Annotated in this window: 16 protein-coding genes; 6 read left to right on the forward strand and 10 right to left on the reverse strand. The window is 34.3% G+C overall.

Features of this window, described 5'->3' with window-relative positions:
- The first annotated feature begins 160 nt into the window (after nt 1-160).
- Nucleotides 161-955, forward strand: a complete 795-nt coding sequence (locus BM088_RS22020; protein ID WP_091989929.1) for a sporulation protein — start codon at nt 161-163, stop codon at nt 953-955.
- An 81-nt stretch (nt 956-1036) separates the two neighbouring features.
- On the opposite strand, the gene BM088_RS22025 is transcribed toward BM088_RS22020, so the two are convergent.
- Nucleotides 1037-1417 carry a hypothetical protein gene (locus tag BM088_RS22025; RefSeq protein ID WP_091989932.1) on the reverse strand — a complete coding sequence of 127 codons (381 nt, stop codon included), beginning with the start codon at nt 1415-1417 and terminating at the stop codon, nt 1037-1039.
- Between the two features lie 602 nt (nt 1418-2019).
- On the opposite strand from BM088_RS22025, the gene BM088_RS22030 reads away from it, so the two are divergent.
- Nucleotides 2020-5025: a TonB-dependent receptor domain-containing protein gene (locus tag BM088_RS22030; protein WP_091989934.1), complete on the forward strand. Its 3006-nt coding sequence runs from the start codon at nt 2020-2022 to the stop codon at nt 5023-5025.
- A gap of 621 nt (nt 5026-5646) precedes the next feature.
- On the opposite strand, the gene BM088_RS27360 is transcribed toward BM088_RS22030, so the two are convergent.
- Nucleotides 5647-5820 (reverse strand): hypothetical protein, encoded by a 174-nt coding sequence (locus tag BM088_RS27360; protein ID WP_177208135.1) that lies wholly within the window; start codon nt 5818-5820, stop codon nt 5647-5649.
- A gap of 153 nt (nt 5821-5973) precedes the next feature.
- Nucleotides 5974-6783: a substrate-binding periplasmic protein gene (locus BM088_RS22035; protein WP_091989936.1), complete on the reverse strand. Its 810-nt coding sequence runs from the start codon at nt 6781-6783 to the stop codon at nt 5974-5976.
- A 252-nt stretch (nt 6784-7035) separates the two neighbouring features.
- On the opposite strand from BM088_RS22035, the gene BM088_RS22040 reads away from it, so the two are divergent.
- Nucleotides 7036-7482 (forward strand): GNAT family N-acetyltransferase, encoded by a 447-nt coding sequence (locus BM088_RS22040; protein WP_091989938.1) that lies wholly within the window; start codon nt 7036-7038, stop codon nt 7480-7482.
- Between the two features lie 25 nt (nt 7483-7507).
- Here BM088_RS22040 and BM088_RS22045 read toward each other — a convergent pair whose 3' ends face one another.
- From BM088_RS22045 to BM088_RS22070, 6 genes are all read right to left on the reverse strand, one after another.
- Nucleotides 7508-9541, reverse strand: a complete 2034-nt coding sequence (locus BM088_RS22045; RefSeq protein ID WP_091989941.1) for a methyl-accepting chemotaxis protein — start codon at nt 9539-9541, stop codon at nt 7508-7510.
- A 158-nt stretch (nt 9542-9699) separates the two neighbouring features.
- Complete coding sequence (locus BM088_RS22050) at nt 9700-10212, reverse strand: hypothetical protein (RefSeq protein WP_143085141.1); 513 nt, start codon at nt 10210-10212, stop codon at nt 9700-9702.
- Nucleotides 10213-10327: 115 nt separating this feature from the next.
- Nucleotides 10328-11500, reverse strand: coding sequence for a peptidyl-prolyl cis-trans isomerase (locus BM088_RS22055; protein ID WP_091989947.1), 1173 nt, complete (start codon nt 11498-11500; stop codon nt 10328-10330).
- Nucleotides 11501-12511, reverse strand: a complete 1011-nt coding sequence (locus BM088_RS22060; RefSeq protein ID WP_091989950.1) for a phospholipase C/P1 nuclease family protein — start codon at nt 12509-12511, stop codon at nt 11501-11503. It lies immediately after the preceding gene.
- Between the two features lie 145 nt (nt 12512-12656).
- A complete protein-coding gene (locus BM088_RS22065) occupies nt 12657-14300 on the reverse strand; it encodes a PepSY-associated TM helix domain-containing protein (protein ID WP_091989952.1) in 1644 nt (547 codons plus the stop codon).
- 3 nt (nt 14301-14303) lie between these two features.
- Nucleotides 14304-14597, reverse strand: a complete 294-nt coding sequence (locus BM088_RS22070) for a hypothetical protein (RefSeq protein WP_091989956.1) — start codon at nt 14595-14597, stop codon at nt 14304-14306.
- Here BM088_RS22070 and BM088_RS27365 point away from each other — a divergent pair.
- From BM088_RS27365 to BM088_RS22085, 3 genes are all read left to right on the forward strand, one after another.
- The gene (locus tag BM088_RS27365) at nt 14596-14760 is read left to right on the forward strand and encodes a hypothetical protein (RefSeq protein ID WP_177208138.1); all 165 of its coding nucleotides are present in this window, start codon (nt 14596-14598) and stop codon (nt 14758-14760) included. The genes BM088_RS22070 and BM088_RS27365 overlap by 2 nt on opposite strands.
- Before the next feature lie 333 nt (nt 14761-15093).
- Complete coding sequence (locus tag BM088_RS22080; RefSeq protein WP_091989961.1) at nt 15094-17157, forward strand: TonB-dependent receptor; 2064 nt, start codon at nt 15094-15096, stop codon at nt 17155-17157.
- Between the two features lie 315 nt (nt 17158-17472).
- A complete protein-coding gene (locus BM088_RS22085; protein WP_091989964.1) occupies nt 17473-17982 on the forward strand; it encodes a hypothetical protein in 510 nt (169 codons plus the stop codon).
- On the opposite strand, the gene BM088_RS22090 is transcribed toward BM088_RS22085, so the two are convergent.
- Nucleotides 17944-18251, reverse strand: a 308-nt coding sequence (locus BM088_RS22090) for a transposase (protein WP_143085102.1), incomplete at its 5' end; no start/stop codon positions are given. The two genes, BM088_RS22085 and BM088_RS22090, sit on opposite strands and share 39 nt — an antisense overlap.

The raw sequence follows: 18251 nt of genomic DNA on the forward strand, positions 1-18251 counted from the left end.
AATTAATGATTGATAATATAATGCGATCCCTGTATTTTGTTTAAAGTTATTAATATCTTATAACTTGTTGAACTTTAGGTACAAATTTATTTTTTGCATCCAGTTGTAAACAAACCCTATGAGCTATTTAATTTATATCCAGACTTTATAAGGAATCGTTATGTCTATTTTTAACAAAGTACTCAGTTCTGTTGGAATTGGTGCAGCAAAAGTCGATACCGTTTTAGAATACTCTGAGGTTGAACCTGGCGGAGAAATATCGGGAGTTGTTAAAATTGTTGGTGGTAAAGTAGAGCAAAATATAAATAAGATAGATCTTGATGTGATCTGTAATTATACGGTTGAAGTTGAAAGAGAAGACTCTGATGGCAATGAAGAAACCGTTACGAAAGTAAAAAAATACAAGCTTACTAGCTATAAAATCAAAGAAGCTTTTACAATCCAACCAAAAGAAAAAATAGACATCCCATTTTCATTTGAATTATCCCAAGATGCACCTTTATCTGTTGGACAGTCTAAAACTTGGATTGATACCAATCTTGATATAGAAAGAGCATTAGACAAATCAGATAAAGATTACTTACATGTGAGTGCTAATGATTTACAACAAGCTGTAATTGATGCATTAGAAGAATTAGGCTTCAGACTATATGAAGCGGATTGTGAAGGAATTGAATCAGCCTCATTCTCTAGGCTTCCCTTTGTTCAAGAATTAGAGTTTAAAACGATATCAGGTGATTTTCATGGTAAATTTGATGAAGTTGAAGTTGTCTTTTTTGCCAGAGGAGAGCAGTTAGAAGTTGTTTTTGAAATTGACCGTAAATCAAAAGGTTTAATGGGATTCTTTAAAGAAGCTATGGATCTTGATGAGTCAAATGCCAGATTAGTGGTCACTGAAGATGATATTGATGATTTAGAAGATAGCATTTACGAAATTTTAGAAAATAATATGTAATTTATATTTTTTGTATAAATAGATAAAGCCTCGTTTATGACGAGGCTTTTTTAATTGGCATTGTTAAAGGGTTAATTTAAATTAATAAACAGTGAAATAGCGAACTGTTACATCTCCCTCATGATGAAGTAAATGTGTTTGATTATAATAAATATCAATACTGACATCAGCATAATCATTAATAAAATGTATCCCTTGTTTTGGTACTACATAAGTACATTGTGCTATATGAGAGCGATATACAGTTTCTTCAGGTTGCCTAAAGTAATTAATAGCAGTGATTTGACAATTATTTAATTCATAACTATTTGTGGATAAAGTCTTAATGATTTTTTCATATTTACTACCATATTCAACAACTTCTTCTGGTGTTTGGTAACCTTCAGCTAAATTGACATCTGCAATGGTCGAAAATGAAACAAGTGATAATGCGGCTAAAACGTTAGAAATTAAACTTTTCATTTTTCATGTCCTTTGGATTTAATATTAATGCCCAGCATTATGGCTGGCATTAATATTAAATATAAAACCCATTAAAGGTACAAGATGAAAAAACTTATGTCTCAGATTAGATTTTTTAGTTTTAAATCTGATCTTTTATTACGTAATCTAAAGATTTTTTATATTTATGCTAATGCTTTGTTTATAAATGGATTGTTATAAAAATACAGGTTAAAAGTAATTTTTAAGTTAAGTTAAATGGGCTGTAATTTAATTCATGTGATTTATTAAATTGTCTTTATCGTGAATTGTTTTTAATGATTATAAATCAATAGTTTATATGTTTTATGTTTTTTTATATGCTTTTATTTAATCGCTGATTTTTATAATTAAAAAAATAGTTAATCAAAACGTCCAATTGTAACTGAGTGTAAACAGCTTGTTGCAATTGGAGGGGGTGATAGGTACATTTGTCGGTAAATCTCAGATTAAGTCTGAGATATTTATAGTGTGAACTGTTTAAATAAAATAATGCGTTAAATAATTTAGAAATATAAAGACGATTATTAGATTAAGAAATAGATAGCTTTGCACTAGCTTAAAATATTACAAACGGAGTAAAAATGATGATTAAAACATCTCCTTATCGATATAGTATTATCTCTCACGCAGTTAAAGGCGCTATTGCTTTGGCTGGAATTTCTCTTGTATCTATAGCGCCATCGGTTTATGCCGCAGATGATGAAAGTGTTGAACGCATCTCGGTTACTGGTTCTCGTATTCAACGTACCAGTGCACAAATGGCAACTCCTACAACAGTGATTGATGCACAAGCAATCGAAATGTCGGGTGTAAAAAACATTGGTGACTTAATGAACCAGTTACCTGCGCTTGTTGATGGTACAGGCGGGGCGACGGCACAATCTCCAAATGGTAAAGGCTTAGGTACTGCTGGTATAGAACTGGCGAATCTACGTGGTTTAGGATCTGTCAGAACCTTAGTCTTAGTTAATGGCAGGCGACATGTTGCGGGTGCTGCTGGTGAGTCATCAGTTGATTTAGCTATGATCCCAACAGCACTTGTAGAGCGAATTGAAATCATTACCGGTGGTGCATCTGCTGTATATGGGGCTGATGCTGTAACAGGTGTGATCAACTTTATTATGAAAAAAGATTATGAAGGATTTGAAATAGAGGCCTCTGCTGGGCAAAGTGCACAAAGTGATGCAGAAACAAAAGATTTGTCTTTTACTTACGGTCAAAACTTTGATAACGGCAAAGGTAATTTTACTGCACACCTTTCATACTCAGACCGAGATGAATTACGAATGGATGCGCGAAAACACTCAAGCCTTAATCCTAGCTTCTTATCAAACCCAGAAAACACAGGCCCTGATGATGGTATTGCTAATCTTAAACTGGCAAAAGATTTACGATTTCAGGCATTGAGCTCTGAGGGTTTAATTTATGTCCCTAATGAAAACTGGATAGTGCCTGGTCAATCAATTGTTAATTTTCCTGGGCCTACTTTTGCAGGTGATCCACAATGGATCCCTGGCACGCCTTTTGGTTATGATACGTATACAATCGATAGAATTGATGGTCATTTTAGAGAGTTTATTCCGGGAGTTAACTGTGATGGCCCGGTAAAGTGTGATGGAGGTGATGGATTTAGAACCCCTGAAACAAGTACTTTAATTACACCCAGTGAGCGTGTTTTATTTAACGTAACTGGGCAATATGATGTTAACTCAGACTTGCGTTTATTCACAGAAGCAAAATATGGTAGGGCAGAGTCTTTTGCTCGTGGTCAAGCAAGCTTTTTCCATGATGATAACTTTGGTCCTCTTGTTGCTTTAAAGCAAGATAATCCATTTATTCCAAACGAATTAAAAACTTTGATGCAAGAACGTGGTCTTGATGAAGTTGGGCTTGCCACTGTCCCTTTAAGTTCTTCGTCAGACAATAAGCGTGAGACTTTTCAATTTACCTTTGGAGGACAAGGTGCTTTAGAGGATTATGATTATAATTTTTACCTACAGCATGGCCGTGTAAAAGCAACTTTGTTATCTCAAGATACTTTAATTGATAAATATTATGATGCACTTGATGCAACAACCGATGTTAATGGTAATGCTGTATGTCGCAGTGGTAATACAGGGTGTGCGCCATTTAATCCTATTTTTAAACAGGCATCTGCTGAAGCATTGGCTTATGCAGGCGTATTTTTAAAAACAGAAGAAGAAATTCAACAATCTGTAGCATCTTTATCTTTTAATGGTGAGTTATTTGATTTACCCGCGGGTAGCATTGCTTTTGCTGCAGGTGTTGAATATAGAAAAGAAGAGTCTGATTCAATTCCAGATCCACTTACGCAAGGTGTAGATGAAAATGGTCAAGGTTTAGGTTTAGTTGGCTCAACACAAAGTTTAAATCCAGCAGAAAATAGTTATCTAGGTGCAACGCATGGCAGCTATAGTGTTTCGGAGATTTTTGGTGAATTAAATGTGCCATTACTTGAAGACTTACCAGGGATTGAATATTTAGAGGCTGATTTTGCGGCGCGTTATGCCGACCACAGTGTTACAGGTGGTGATAGCACGTATAAGTTGGGTCTAAACTGGTCCATTGCGTATGATGTGAGCACAAGAGCAACTTATTCTAAAGCCGTTAGAGCACCCAATATTCAAGAACTTTTTGCACCTAATTCAATTGCTGGTGCACGCGTAAATGATGCGTGTTCTCGAAATCAGTTAGATAGTGTTGAAGCGTTTGCAAGTAACCGTAAGAAAAACTGTGCCCAGCTGGGTTTAAGCCCTGAGTTTTCTTCAAATGCAGATAATGGCACAATAAGTCATACAACCTCAGGTAACCCAGAGTTAAAACCTGAAGAGGCTGAAACTTTAACTGTTGGTATTACTTATGCGCCAAATAGCAATTTCAGCATCGCGGTTGATTATTGGGATATTGAAATTACAGATGCCATTACACAATTTAAAGGTACTGATGTATTAGGTAATTGTGTTAATAGCGCAGAGTTAGATAATACTTTTTGTGATTTGGTGACACGTGGCGATGACGGCAATATTAAAAATATAGATGTAACATCTATTAATGCGGCTAAGTTCAGTGCAAAAGGAACAGATATTGATGTTAATTTAGGCTTAGACTTAGATGAAGCGCGCTTAAACTTTGCTTTTAAGGGAACTTACCTCGATGAGCGTGAAACTCAGCAAAATGCCAGTGATCCCCGTACTGCAAAAAACTTAGCGGGCTCTGCCACAAATTCAGATGCTACACCATATCCTCACTTTAGAGCTTTGATCACAACAACCTATAGCATGGACAACTTTTCAACAAGTTGGACAACAAATTATGTGGGTGATATGACTTACAATAAATTAGCAACCAATGAAACTTATGGTTCTGAATTTAATAATAAAGTTGACTCATATATGAATCATAATCTGCGTTTTCAATACAATTATGATAAAAGCACTATGCTTTTCTTAGGTATTAATAATGTAGCGGATAAAAAACCATCGGCGCTTCCTAGCTTAAATCAAGGTGGCCTTTTATATGATGCAATTGGACGTCGTTACACTGCTGGCATTAAAATTTCACTGTAATTTTTAATGTTTTAATACAGAACCCTTGGTAGCAGGGATAAAAAGAAGCAATTTAAACCGCTGACATTTATCCCTGTTTTTACCTCATTAAATATCAGTGATTTAATATTAAACCTTTATACTAATTTCATGTTGTTATGTGTGTGATCCAGCTACGGCATCGGAAGGTGGTGAATTTTTCAACCAATTATAATCAGTGTGAAAAATGCTAAATTCGTATTAAATGTTGTTTTAGGTTTGTATCATGATATGAGCGTAAAACTGAGAATAACACCATATATTAGTTTATTGAATGCCAGAATGAATAAGTAATCAAAAATATTGCTGTTTTACATTTGGTATAGTAAAAGCATTTCATTTATTTATTGCGAGCACTGGCTCATGGTATCTTAAATTTATTTACCAGAATTTTTCTAAACGATTACAGCCTAAATTAAATATTAAGTAGCAAACGCGATTATTCAAGTAAGAGATCTATTTAAAAGGTTTTTTAAAAAACGCACTCGTGTAGGTTAATACAGTTAATAGATAGAGAGTAGTGCTAATAAGGTGGTGCATATTTAATATTTTGTCCATATTATTAACACGAAATTATAAATGCTTAACTGATAGCATTTTAACTTATAAACAAAGTTGCGCACCAGAACATCGGTTCATACGAGTCAAAATATCTTCGCAGTCATCAAGTGTAATAAGTCTAGCGCCACCTGCCACTTGTGGAGTCATGTCAGCCGGAATTGTTTTCGCATCTTTTGATAAATTTTTTAGATTTTTTTTATTGAGCTTTAGTTTCATGAAGTAAATCCCTTTATGTTTTTATATGACGTCCCCGTTTTGGGTTTTTAAATTTATCATTATTAATTATCATGTCAATGATTTTTTCTTATATCGGGACGTATCTTATTTCAATATAGATTAAAATTTTAGTTGGCATGAATAAACGCATTACTACTGCACTTTTATATTTATTTGCTTTTTATTCGGAATGATAAGTTCAGATGCGTATTTATTAATAAGCTTGTCATACTCGCCATTTTTTTTGAGTTGACTGATGGCCTCTCGCAGTTTAATGATTGTTTCATCGGGCGTGTTTAAACTGGCACCAAGGTAACCTTCGATTTTGGCTTCTTTTACCTGAGTTAGAATATCGAGTTTATCTTGTTTTATGCCGTAAGATTCAAGGTGTTCTGCTGCAACCCAATCATTTGACATAACAAGATCAGCTCTGCCCTTTAATAGCATATTCCATTTGTCTTGTATTGAAGTAGATAACATAAGGTTGCTATTTAGCTTAAAACCTTTTGCAAGTAAAAACTGTGCATCATAACCTTCTCTAGTGGCAATTAACTTGTATTTTTTTGCATCTTCCAGAGAAAGAGGGTTCAGATCATCACGATTAGATAGACCAAATAAATAGTAACGATAATCGATTAAATGAGCTACCCACTTAAATAGTGGTTCTCTTTTTTTGCTGCGAATAATAACAAAAATGAAAGTATTGGGTTGTGTTTGTGCCTCTTTGAATGCTCTCGGCCAAGGATAAACGCTAAATTTCCCTTTAAAACGTGTCAATTTTAGTGCTGCTTGTACTAGCTCAACCGTAAAGCCTCCGACCACTTTTTGCTTATAAGCATATTGATATGGTGGTAAATGTTCAGTCAAAAAATGAAGTTGTTTTTCTCTTTCAGAACTATTAGCACTGTAAATAAAAGAACATAAGCAAAGTAAAAAATAATACTTAAAATGACTTATGAACATTAAATGCTTACCTTAGTGATTAATAAAATAATTTAAATACGCCTGTTAAAATAATAACAGTAAATTATAAAAGATCATTTTTAAGTATTATTCAATTTTTGTTGTTTACGCAATAAATTGGATTTTATAAAGCTAACGTTTTAAATTTACCTTTGGTCTAGGCTTTAAATTAGATCTGGTTATTACCTTTTTATAAAATATATAGATACTGTTTACTCTGAATCATACATATTCCAATTATCAGAGGTTAATATGAGAACAATTTATCAAGCAGCATTACAAGACTTAGATCAACTTTCTGTTCTGTTTGAACAATACCGCTTGTTCTATAAAAAATCCCCAGACTTGGCCAAAGCAGCTGATTTTATAAAAAGTAGGCTTGAAAATAAAGATTCAGTCATATTTGTTGCAAGTGAAGCAGGGCGACTTATGGGATTTGTGCAGTTATATCCTGCATTTTCATCTACGGTAATGCAAAAAATGTGGATCCTTAATGACCTGTTTGTTGCACCTGAATTTCGAAGTTTAAAAATTGGCTGTGAATTAATGTGTGCAGCCAAACAGCATGCTATTGTGACACAATCACATTCGCTAAAATTATGCACTGCAATGGATAATCATCAGGCCCAGACCTTGTATCAAAAATTAGGTTATAAAAAAATCACCACTTTTGAACATTATACATTACTGATTGATTAAGGGTTATGACACATTACACTCTTTACTAAAGTTTAAACCTAGTCACTGAATTAGTCAGTGATATTGCAAGCTCATTTAATGCTTTACTTCTGTGGGTCATATTAACCGCTTCATTGGCATTATTATTGGCGGCATCTGAAGCTTCGCCCATAGTTGATGCGATATTTTGGCTGTAATTAAGTTGTTCCTGTGCTGCATTTGAGATGCTTTGACTCATTTGATTAATTGTTTGAAGTGCATGCTCTATTTGTTCAACTGCATTGCTGAGTTCTTGGCTTTGAGATACACATTGTGCGGCTTGATTTTGACCTTGAGAAATTGCACTTTCGGCAGTTGTTGTTTCATTTTGCAAAGCATTGATCATAGTGTGTATTTCGGTCGTTGAGTCTTGTGTTCGGGATGCTAAAGATCTGACTTCATCAGCAACGACAGCAAACCCTCTGCCATGTTCTCCTGCTCTTGCAGCTTCAATAGCGGCATTAAGTGCTAATAAATTTGTTTGATCGGCAATTCCTCCTATGGTATCCAAAATGCCACCAATGCTGTTACTGTGCTCACTTAGTTTAGACATGACAGATACCGAGTCACTCAGTCCTTCAGATAAAGACATAATACGTTTATTATTTGAGTTTGCTATGTCACGGATCTCTTGACTATGTTTTGTTGCTTCAGACACATGATCAGCTGTTAAACTTGCTTCATCAGTGACTAAAGTTGAACTTGAGTGCATTTGTTCAGCTAATTGTTTGGCATTGTCTACCCTATTTATTTGTGCTTTTGTTGATTGTGAAATGCCATGGCTTTGCTGGTTACTGAGCTTTACTGAATCTTCAAGCAAATGTGTATTTTCACTTATATCGTTTAAAAGTGCAGTTAAATCATCACTTAGTTTATTAATGTTTTGAATTAAGGTACCAAATTCATCATCACTCCTTTTTTCAAGACGTCTTGTCAAATCTCCTTGTGCAATACGCGCTAAAGCTTTATTAACTGCATTTAGTGGACCCAACATCGCTCTAGTTGTGATCGAAGCGATAAAACTTGCTAGTACAATAAAAATAAGGGCTAAACCCATGGCTAATGTTTTACCAGTACTAATTTTATCTTTAGCTGTGGTTTGCAATATTGCAAAACGTTGGTCGGCTAGAGTAACTAATAAAGTAAGTTGCTGATAGGTTGATTCAAAATATTGTTCAGTTAGTTTATAGGCTTGTTTTGCGGCGGACTTTTGAACAATTGATTCAATTTGTATTTTGTATAGGCTACCAGGTTGTGACAGTAGTTTAGTTATTGCTTCAAAATGAATGGTAAATTCAGAGAAAAATGTATCATTATTTAACGGTTTTGCTTGTTGTGTTAAATAGCTGAAATTATCTTTAATATTATTAAGTAAAAAACCAATGTCTTCTTGATGCTGTTTTACTGTGTCTACGTCATCAATTCGCATTAATTTAGACATCGTACTTTGTAAAGTGAATAATAAATCATCAATCCTAGTGCCACTACCAATCACAACTTCAAGTAATTTAGATTGCCCTGGTGCTTCAATGGTTTCAATATCCAACATAATGTCACTGGCATTATCTCGATGAGTTTGAAAGGTTTTAAAATGGGTTATATAATCTTTTTGCGCTTTTGCGGTGCTGATTTTTGCATCAAAAATTAACATGCTTTGTGTGATATAAGCTTGATAGTGACTTTGAGTTTGATCTAAGACTTTGAGCATTTTTGTTTGATCAGATAATTTATGGCTTAATACTTTGACCGCTGCTAAATATTCTTCATTTAATACAGATAATTTTTTTTTGCTGTTTGATAAGTCCACAATGTTGCTTTGCGTAAAGCCTAATGATCCAAGTTTCATCATATTTAAAAGTTTAATTTGTAGTGCATTACTTTGTTTTTCTACAGGTAGAGCTAAGGTTTCTACATTATTGTTGGCCGTGCTTATTTCATTTAATGAATAATAAAAAAAACTGCTACCTGCAATTAACAAAACTCCAATAGTGGTAAAGCCTAAAATTATTTTTTGTTTTATGCTGAGCGACAGGTTAAACATTACGACCTCAAATTAGAGTAATACATCTATTCTAAAGTGATTTTAATCACAATTTATTAACATGTATATCATTTTTAGCGTGTTATACCATTATGTTAGCAGAAATTTATCTATTCGCTTTTTGTGCACTCCATATTTTGGAACAATTGAATTTATACTCATAGTTCAGTTTTCAACTCTCGTTTGAGTTGTTTTTTTAAGGTTTGTAATGCTTTTATTTTGTCTTTTGCAAATTCAATTTCATATTCTGACATGCCTTCAAGTTCTGCTCTTTTAATGAGCTTATTAAGGTGTTTAACTTTATTTGTTGTGGCATTTATAAAAGAGCGTTTAATTATTTGATTTTGTTCTAATTCAAATTTAAGATATTCATCGTGATCATTCAAATTTCCAGTATATTGGGTTGAAATTTTGCTTTTTGTGATCTTAGGCACATAAGGTTTTTGATTGCTTAAACTGTCAGAAGGCTTAGCTGGCGGGATTGTTTTGAACAAGGAATACGGTTTTATTTTCACCTTTTTGTCTACATGATTGTGAATTGTTGGCAGTTTTGAATGTTTAATATTAGGTTTTGTTATTTCATCAATTTTGTATTTGATGTTTGTTGTATCTTGTAAAAAACAAAAATATAAAACTAGATAGCTCAATAAACCTATTAAAAGTAATTTCATAATTTTCATATTAAGCTTTTCTCTTTTGTAAGCTGGCGATTAAATACTTTTCATTGACGTTTAGTTGTTTTCATTGAGTGGCTATTTATATCATTGAATTACCCCCCTTTGAAATTTACAATTTATGCGCAAGCCAATTTTTAAGCTTATTATCATAGTGCTGTTGTGCCGTTCTTTTTGCTATTGATTTTATTGCTTGATAGCGCACAGTTTCTGTATTTAATGGATAAATATCATAATTTTTATCTCCATTATTTACCACCAACCAACGACCTTTTGGTGATCTAATTGGGGGTGAAATCGTATTGTCTCTTAGGTTAAAAGCTGTCTGTATAGACCAATCACTTTCAGTTAATGCACGTGTTAATTTGTTCTGATAAATAGAAAAAATATCAACTAGATTATTGTCATTGATGTTTTTATGCCAGCTACTGGACTTGGCTTTTATATAAAAATCAGTGGCTTCTTCTTGGGTATTAAAGAATATGGCGTGAGAATGTACTTGGGCTAAATATTTAAATCTTTGCATGTTATTTTTATAATAATCAGCTATTTCAGCCTTTGATACATTTTTTGACAACCTGTCTAAGGTGATACTTTGGCTGTGCATTAAGTCTGTAATACCAAAGTAGTTTTGCATAGGCGTACGTAATATATAAGCCAATGCGATGCTATTTAAATGCAGATAACTTAAATTTTTATCTTTTAAAATAGGCTGTGAAAGGTGTTTCAATTGCTCAAAATGATAAGTTTGATTAACTTGCCTGAGCAGCTCTTTCATATCACCTTGGTGTAATTTAAAGCGGCTTTGCATAGATAAAGACAGATAAATTTGCGCTAAAGATATTTGGTAACTTGGATTTGAAATGAGTTGTACTTGTTTTAATTTTTCAATTTTAATATCACTTAACATACCATCATTAGGATACTGGCCTAAGTTAAATTGTAATTCATTTTGAGTGATATTTAGCGTTTTTATATCTTTGAATTTAGCTTTAATTGTGGGTATTAAAGGTGTCAATAATGTTGATAAATATCGTCTAACATGAAACTTTGTATCAAACCCCACGTTAGACTGGCGTACTAAAAGGTGTGGCTGTTTTAACTTTGCCTCTGACAATAAAAACTGATCTTCAAGGAGTTGCTTTTCCACTTCTTGATACGTTATATCTGAGTTTTCTTGCTGGTAAAATGATTTCATAAACTCAATTTCTTGAGACGAAAAGTGAGTCGTCATGGCTAAAGCTGGCAGGCAAAAAATGCCTGCCAAAAAGGTTAATAATTTCATTTATAGTTTTTCCATGGCATGATTTAATAAATGAATCACCATAGCGATAGCATTGGGTATTACCTGTTGACCTGTATTAACTCTATCAAAATGGTTTGTTGAATTGAGAACGATACCGCCTTGTGCATAAGAAAAAGCACCGCCTTGTGTTAATAAAGGCCTGACATCGTTACTGTTTGTATTGATAGGTGTGAAGTTATCAAGTGCTTGTGATACAAATGTAAAGCTGTTTAAGTTTTCCTTGTCATAATAATCTTTTACCCAAGACTCCCAACCACTATGATTCAAATCTGATGTCGTCCAAGTATGATGCGGCTGCAATAAATCTGTGGTATGAAAAACAAAACCTAAAATTTGTGGGTTTTTTGATTCAATGAAAGATTGATACCAATACTGCCCTAAATTATCAATGGGTTGGAAAGGCGCTTTTTCAAAATCTTTATACATAGGGTAGTTTGATTGGCTATCAATTCGATAGTGTGCCTCGGTGATATTATAGGTATTATATTTAGTTTTATCTGCACTAAACCAACCAGTTTCACCACCTTGACCATCATCTAAGTAATCACCTTTTAACCAGGTGGCAGCCATAGTATCAACGGCCCCCCAAACGGTTAATTTATCATAATTATATCCGCCAAAATCATTGCCGTGTGCATCAGTGCCTTGACTATGATTTTGAAAATGCCAGTAACTAGTATATTTCACTATGCTTTTAGCTAAGCCCCAAACAGGTGCTTGAACACAAGAGCCTGTTATTGCACCACATAAAAAAGTATCTTCAAAGTCATCTACATCATATGCTGCTTGACCCATTATTTGTGCAAGTGCATTGGGGGTGGTGTTAAGTTGTTGCGCCCAAATTTCTAATTTTTGATATGCCGTTGTATTAGGGTTTTGTTTCATATACTCAACAGCATCAACAACAATACGTTTATGTGTTTCTTGGCTAAAAGCGGTTGCATTTAATGAACAAGTCATCAGTGCAATACTTGCTAAAATGGTTTTCATTGTATTTCCTTGTCTTTTATCAGGAATACAATTAAAACTTAGAGTAATGACACTAAATTGACATTAGTTTTACATTTATGTGAAAAATGGCTTCAGCAATCAAATATACCAGCTTAGTGTTTAACTAAGCTGGCCAAAACAAGTATTATTGAATTTTTTCTGTGCAAGAAAAGCTCACCTCTTTTTTTATGTGTGAAGAAAGAGACCAAATACTGTCGATAGGGCCATACAATGCACGCTTTTTCATTTTTATCACGCCATATATAAAGCATAAACCAAATGCTAAAGCGACTAAGTCTACCCCTAATGTTGATATTGAATTAGCGGACCATAGGCCTAAACTTGGCATTAAAACAGCAATAATTGAAGTCAATGGAATTGCTAAAGTAGCAATGGCGCATATTTTAAAAATAGCAATAGCACTTTTTGCAGCTCCTTGTATAAAAGCATAGGCAACTAAGCTTAAAAAAATCAGATAGTAAACAGGTAAATAAATACTATTGATATTTTCTACCCAAGGGTAAAGCCATTTCCCGGCAAGCATGGTGATACTGACAGCTGCGACTGATCCAAAACAAATACCTATGGTTGCACTAGCCATAAGGTGACATGCTCGAGTTTGTGTCGGTAATAAATTGTCCTTTTTGAACTTTTTCCTGCGTTTTTCAAGCCATAATAAATTACCGCTATAAAACAAAAATGCACCGCCTAAACCTAATAAAAAATAAACCCAACGTCCCATATCACCACCAAAACTGCCAAAATGCAAAGCAAAAAAAGTGGCAACAGCTCGTGTCCATATCCCTTCATCAGATGGGTCTAAACTGCTATTGGTTATTTTTAGGTTATATGGATTCATATAAATATAATCTGTTATAGGCCCGCGCATTAAACCCCCTTTGTCATACATGCCTAAACGTAACATCGCTCTTGGGTTGTTTAAGTTCATAAAAGTCATATCAATGACTTGATGTGAAGGAGCAAAATTTTGAGCTTGATTTATTAAAGATGAAACGGGCTGTAGTTGTGAAATATCGTATGTTATTTTAGTGTGTTTTTGTGCAGGAAACAGAGGCTGTTCTTGATACACTGCAAGTTTTAAACTGCCGTATAATGGGTCATGAAAAGCAAATACTACAACAGATAAACTGATCACTAAATGAAAAGGTAGACTGGTGATCCCAACCAAATTATGTGCATCAAGCCAAAACCGGCTACTTGATTTATTTTTTCTTAGAGCAAAAAATGTTTTTGCAAGACTTGGCAATAAAAATATGACACCAGATATTAAGGCTAAAAAATATAGGATTGCTGCGATACCTAAAATATACACTCCTAGATATTCATGACCAATTTTACCTGCTATCCCAGCTGTTTGGTGAAGTTGATCTATTAATTCAGCCAGAGCACTTGGATTGGTTTTGTGTGCGATTAACTGGTTTTTCTCATCTAAACTGGCATGCCATAACTGGTCATTCAAACTCAGCTCTCGGGCTGAGCCTTTTTCGTACCAAGTCATGGGGGAGTGTTCTTTTTGGTTTAAAAAAATATTAAATCCTTTTTTAACCTCTTCATATTGCATACTTGCTTGTTTTATTAATGAGTCAAACTGAGCTGTATTTATGCTTGAAAGTGTATCTGAGGGCGGAGCTGCCCAAGCATTAATTGCAGGCTTAAACATCGTTAATGAACCTGCATAAAATCCAATAAATAATACAATACCGGATATGATCCCAGTCCAAATATGCACAGATTGGTACTGGCGTAAAATGTCACTTTTAATTTTCATTGTTTAAGCTCTCACTGCAAATAATATTAAGTAAATAACGATATTGGCTGACGATAAGCATATAAACGCACGCAAACCTGTTTTAAACATGTATGTGAAACTTAAGATGAGTAACCAAATAGGTGAAATCAACCACATATTAAATTGTACTTTAACAGGGGCTGCGATCCCGCCTGGGCCACTCCAAGCAAATATACCGACTAAACCCACACTAAGTAAAAGCCCAAGAAAGATGCCTGCAATACTTTTGCTCCACCAGTCTGGTTGAATTCTTGATGTTCTCGTTGAATTTTCCATGGATCACTTCCTATTTAAAAATAATGCGATAAATGGCATAAAACCAAAGAGTAATAGAGATAATGCGAGCCAAAACAAAATTGCAGCGCTCAAAGAAAAAAGATTAAGCCAACCTGGTAAAGCTGAGAATAATAAAATGACGCCTATAGTACGCCAGGGGTAAGTATTTAATTTTTTTGAAATTAAAATTTGATGTTTATTTGTTAAGTAAATAAATAAACATCCAGTTACCATCATTAAAAATAGTAAAAGGTACGACATCGAATACATCCTATATTGATTTTGTGAATAAATTCTGGCGATAACAGAAATGTATAAAACCATTTTTCAGGTACGAAATAATCTAAAACACCAGATTCAGGTTATTTTGCCATATACTACTTTTGTTTTAAATCAAAATAATTGCTATTTGCAATTGCATTAGCGTTTCTATTTTCTTACTATGTCGCCGTTAATTTATGAGTTAACAATTTATGCAGTTCATTAAGGGATAATCATGCATCACAATAAATTTAAGTTAAATTCAGTATTCGCTGCCATCATTGGTTTGAGCGCCATTTCCCCTGTATTGGCCGAAGATGCGCCAAAAGGTGCTGAACAGTCAATGGAAAAAATTACTGTTTTAGGTGAAAAAACAGAGCGTAGTTTAAAAGATACAACATCATCAGTTTCTGTTATTACTGAAGAAGCGCTTAACAATGGGCAATTTTTAACAATTTCTGATGCGATATCTGATGTTGCAAACCTCGTTGTTTTATCAGGATCTGTACCTGATATAAGAGGCGTTTCTGGTAATGGCTCGGCGACAGGTTTTAATTCATTTACAGGTGGTGCCAAAGCACGCGTATCTACTTTAATTGATGGTATTGCAGAACCATTTGTTGCGGATTTAACAGGTGATTCAGGTCTTTGGGATATTGAACAAGTTGAAGTTTATCGTGGACCACAGTCAACCAGTAATGGTCGTAATAGTATCGGGGGCTCAGTCTTTATTAAAACAAAAGATCCAACCTTTGATTGGGAGGGGGCTGCCCGTATAGGAATGCGTGATCAAGATCAATTTGTGGATACTGCGTTAATGGTTTCTGGCCCGTTAATTGATGATGAGCTGGCAATGCGTATATCAGCACAACGCTTAGATGGTGACTCTATTAATAAAGGCATAACATATGATGAAAACCCAATTACATTTGATCAAAATGAAATAAAAAATGAGCGTCTTAAAACAAAACTATTATGGCGACCAGCAGCAATTGAAAACTTATCGACTATGTTTACTTATTCATATAATCGCGAAAGAGGTGATACGGGACGTAACTATTTCACGGGCGACGATCCTTGGAAGTTTAAGCCTGTAACACAAAGATATATGGATACTGAGTCGGATACTGCAAGCTTAAAGTTTGACTATCAATTAAACCCTGATTTATCTTTTGATCTATTAGTGGCTATGATGGATTACCAATGGGGCTTTGATGCATATGAAGCAAATGAAGCTGCACAATCGCAAGTGAAAATGGATGAAAATAATACAACTTTTGATGCGAAAATGAATTTTGGTTTGCAAAATGATGCACTTAAAGGTTTTGTTGGATTAGCTTACTTTGAGCGTTCACAAGACTTTAATAGTCGTGGTAGAACGGTTTATGATGGTGAGGATGAAAGTAGTTCAAAAGCAATTTATGGAGAGGTAAGTTATTCATTAACCGATAACCTCAGAGTGATTGCCGGTGGTCGTGTAGAAAGAGAGTCTCAGGTTCGTGATTTTTTAATGTCTTATCGAGGCAGTGATATCGACTCTAAACTTGATAAGAGCAAAACAATCAGTTTACCTAAACTGGTTTTACAATATGATTTAACTGATGACACTGTGATTTCAGCAAGTGCGCGCCGTGGTTATAATGCGGGTGGCGGTGCGGTTTCATTTGTAACAAATGAATATTATCATTTTGATTCTGAGTCAGTAAATACATATGAATTAAGTGCACGCAGTGTATTAGTTGATGGTTTAGTGAACTTTAGTGCAAACGCATTTTTTAATAACTACAGTGATTATCAAGCACTTGATCAATTTAGAGTAATAGTAAACATTGATGAAGCACAAACTTATGGTTTAGAGCTGGAAGTATCTGCGTTAGTAACCGATGATTTAGAGTTAAAAGCAGGTCTAGGGCTGCTTGAAACTGAAATAAAAGATGCAGGGGAGAGCTTTAATTCAGCTATTGGTAACGAGTTAAATTCTGCTCCGAGTATGACTGCAAACTTGGGATTGAAATACTGGATATTAGATGGTTTAAATATTGGCATTTCAACTAACTTTGTAGATGAATATTATGGCGACTTTACGAATACACCTGAGCGTATTGCAGGAGATTATATATTAACGCGCTTCACAGCCAGTTATCAGACAGAAAATTGGCATATTAATGCATTTGTTAATAATGCTCAGGATAAACAAGAAGTAACAAGCGTTTCTCCTGCAGACAGACGTTATCCAGAAGGATATGCATCTATAGTGCAACCAAAAACAATTGGTTTATCTGCAACTTATTCATTCTAAACTGATACCTAAGCTCAGTGAGTTTTACACTGAGCTTTTTTATTTCGACTCAAAATACTTCTAAAAATAATAACTTCTATCCTATTTCTTACTCTAAATTTAATAAAAAATTATCTTTTTCATAAAATAACGTACCTATTTAGTTGCAATTGTGAATCATTATCACCTGCGCCGCTTTCTCATCAAGCCACGGCCGCAAGTTACACTAAACCACATGGATTTAAAGCAGGACCAAAAGCGCAGCATTTTAAAATTGATCAAGAATTTACTAACAATAATTTTTTAAATGGTCAGTTTTTTATTGAAGCTTTATATATGGATAGTCATGCTCAAAAATTTGCGGAAGATGACAGCTGGGGAACGATAGGCTTTATCAATAGCAAAGCGGATTTATATATTGGAAAGGAGAAAAACACACACCTTCTATATGATGTACGTGCTTTATTTAGTTTAGGTAGCTATTCATTAAAAACCATGCCTTTTACAGATAAAGCTTTAAGGGATGTACGCCAAAAATGGGAACTAAGAGTCGGGAAAGCAGAACATGATGTTTCTATTAGTTTAGGTGGAGACAATATATACACTTCTAGCTCTGAGAATCGTTATAAGCAACCAAGAGTGAGATATGATACAAGTGCATTAAGAGTGTTTCTTGATGATTATGATATGATCTTAGGCTATAAGGATGAAATCTTTTTTGGAACTTTGCAAGATGTAATTGATGAAGCAATTATTAATGATAGAAAACAAATCTTTAATATGGTGAATCTAGGGGCTGTTGATCTTTCACATTGGCAGCCAAATCATTGCACACGCCAGTGCTAGCATACTTTCAAACTGTAACTTTAATTTATCATATCTTGTAGCTATAGCACGGAAGTGTTTCAGTCTTGCAAATGCATTTTCAACTAAGTGCCTATATTTATATAAGCACCAATCTATATCTCCATTACCCGTTTTTGAGTTCTGCTTTCTGGGGATCACAGGGCTTGAATTTCTCTCTCGAACTTTATTTCTAATCGCTTCACTATCATAGCCTTTATCCGCGATAACAAAATCACCTTGAGGCAATAATTCAATCAACTCATTTGCTA

Origin of the sequence: Pseudoalteromonas denitrificans DSM 6059, from assembly GCF_900112265.1 — a bacterium.
GTDB classification, from domain to species: domain Bacteria; phylum Pseudomonadota; class Gammaproteobacteria; order Enterobacterales; family Alteromonadaceae; genus Pseudoalteromonas; species Pseudoalteromonas denitrificans.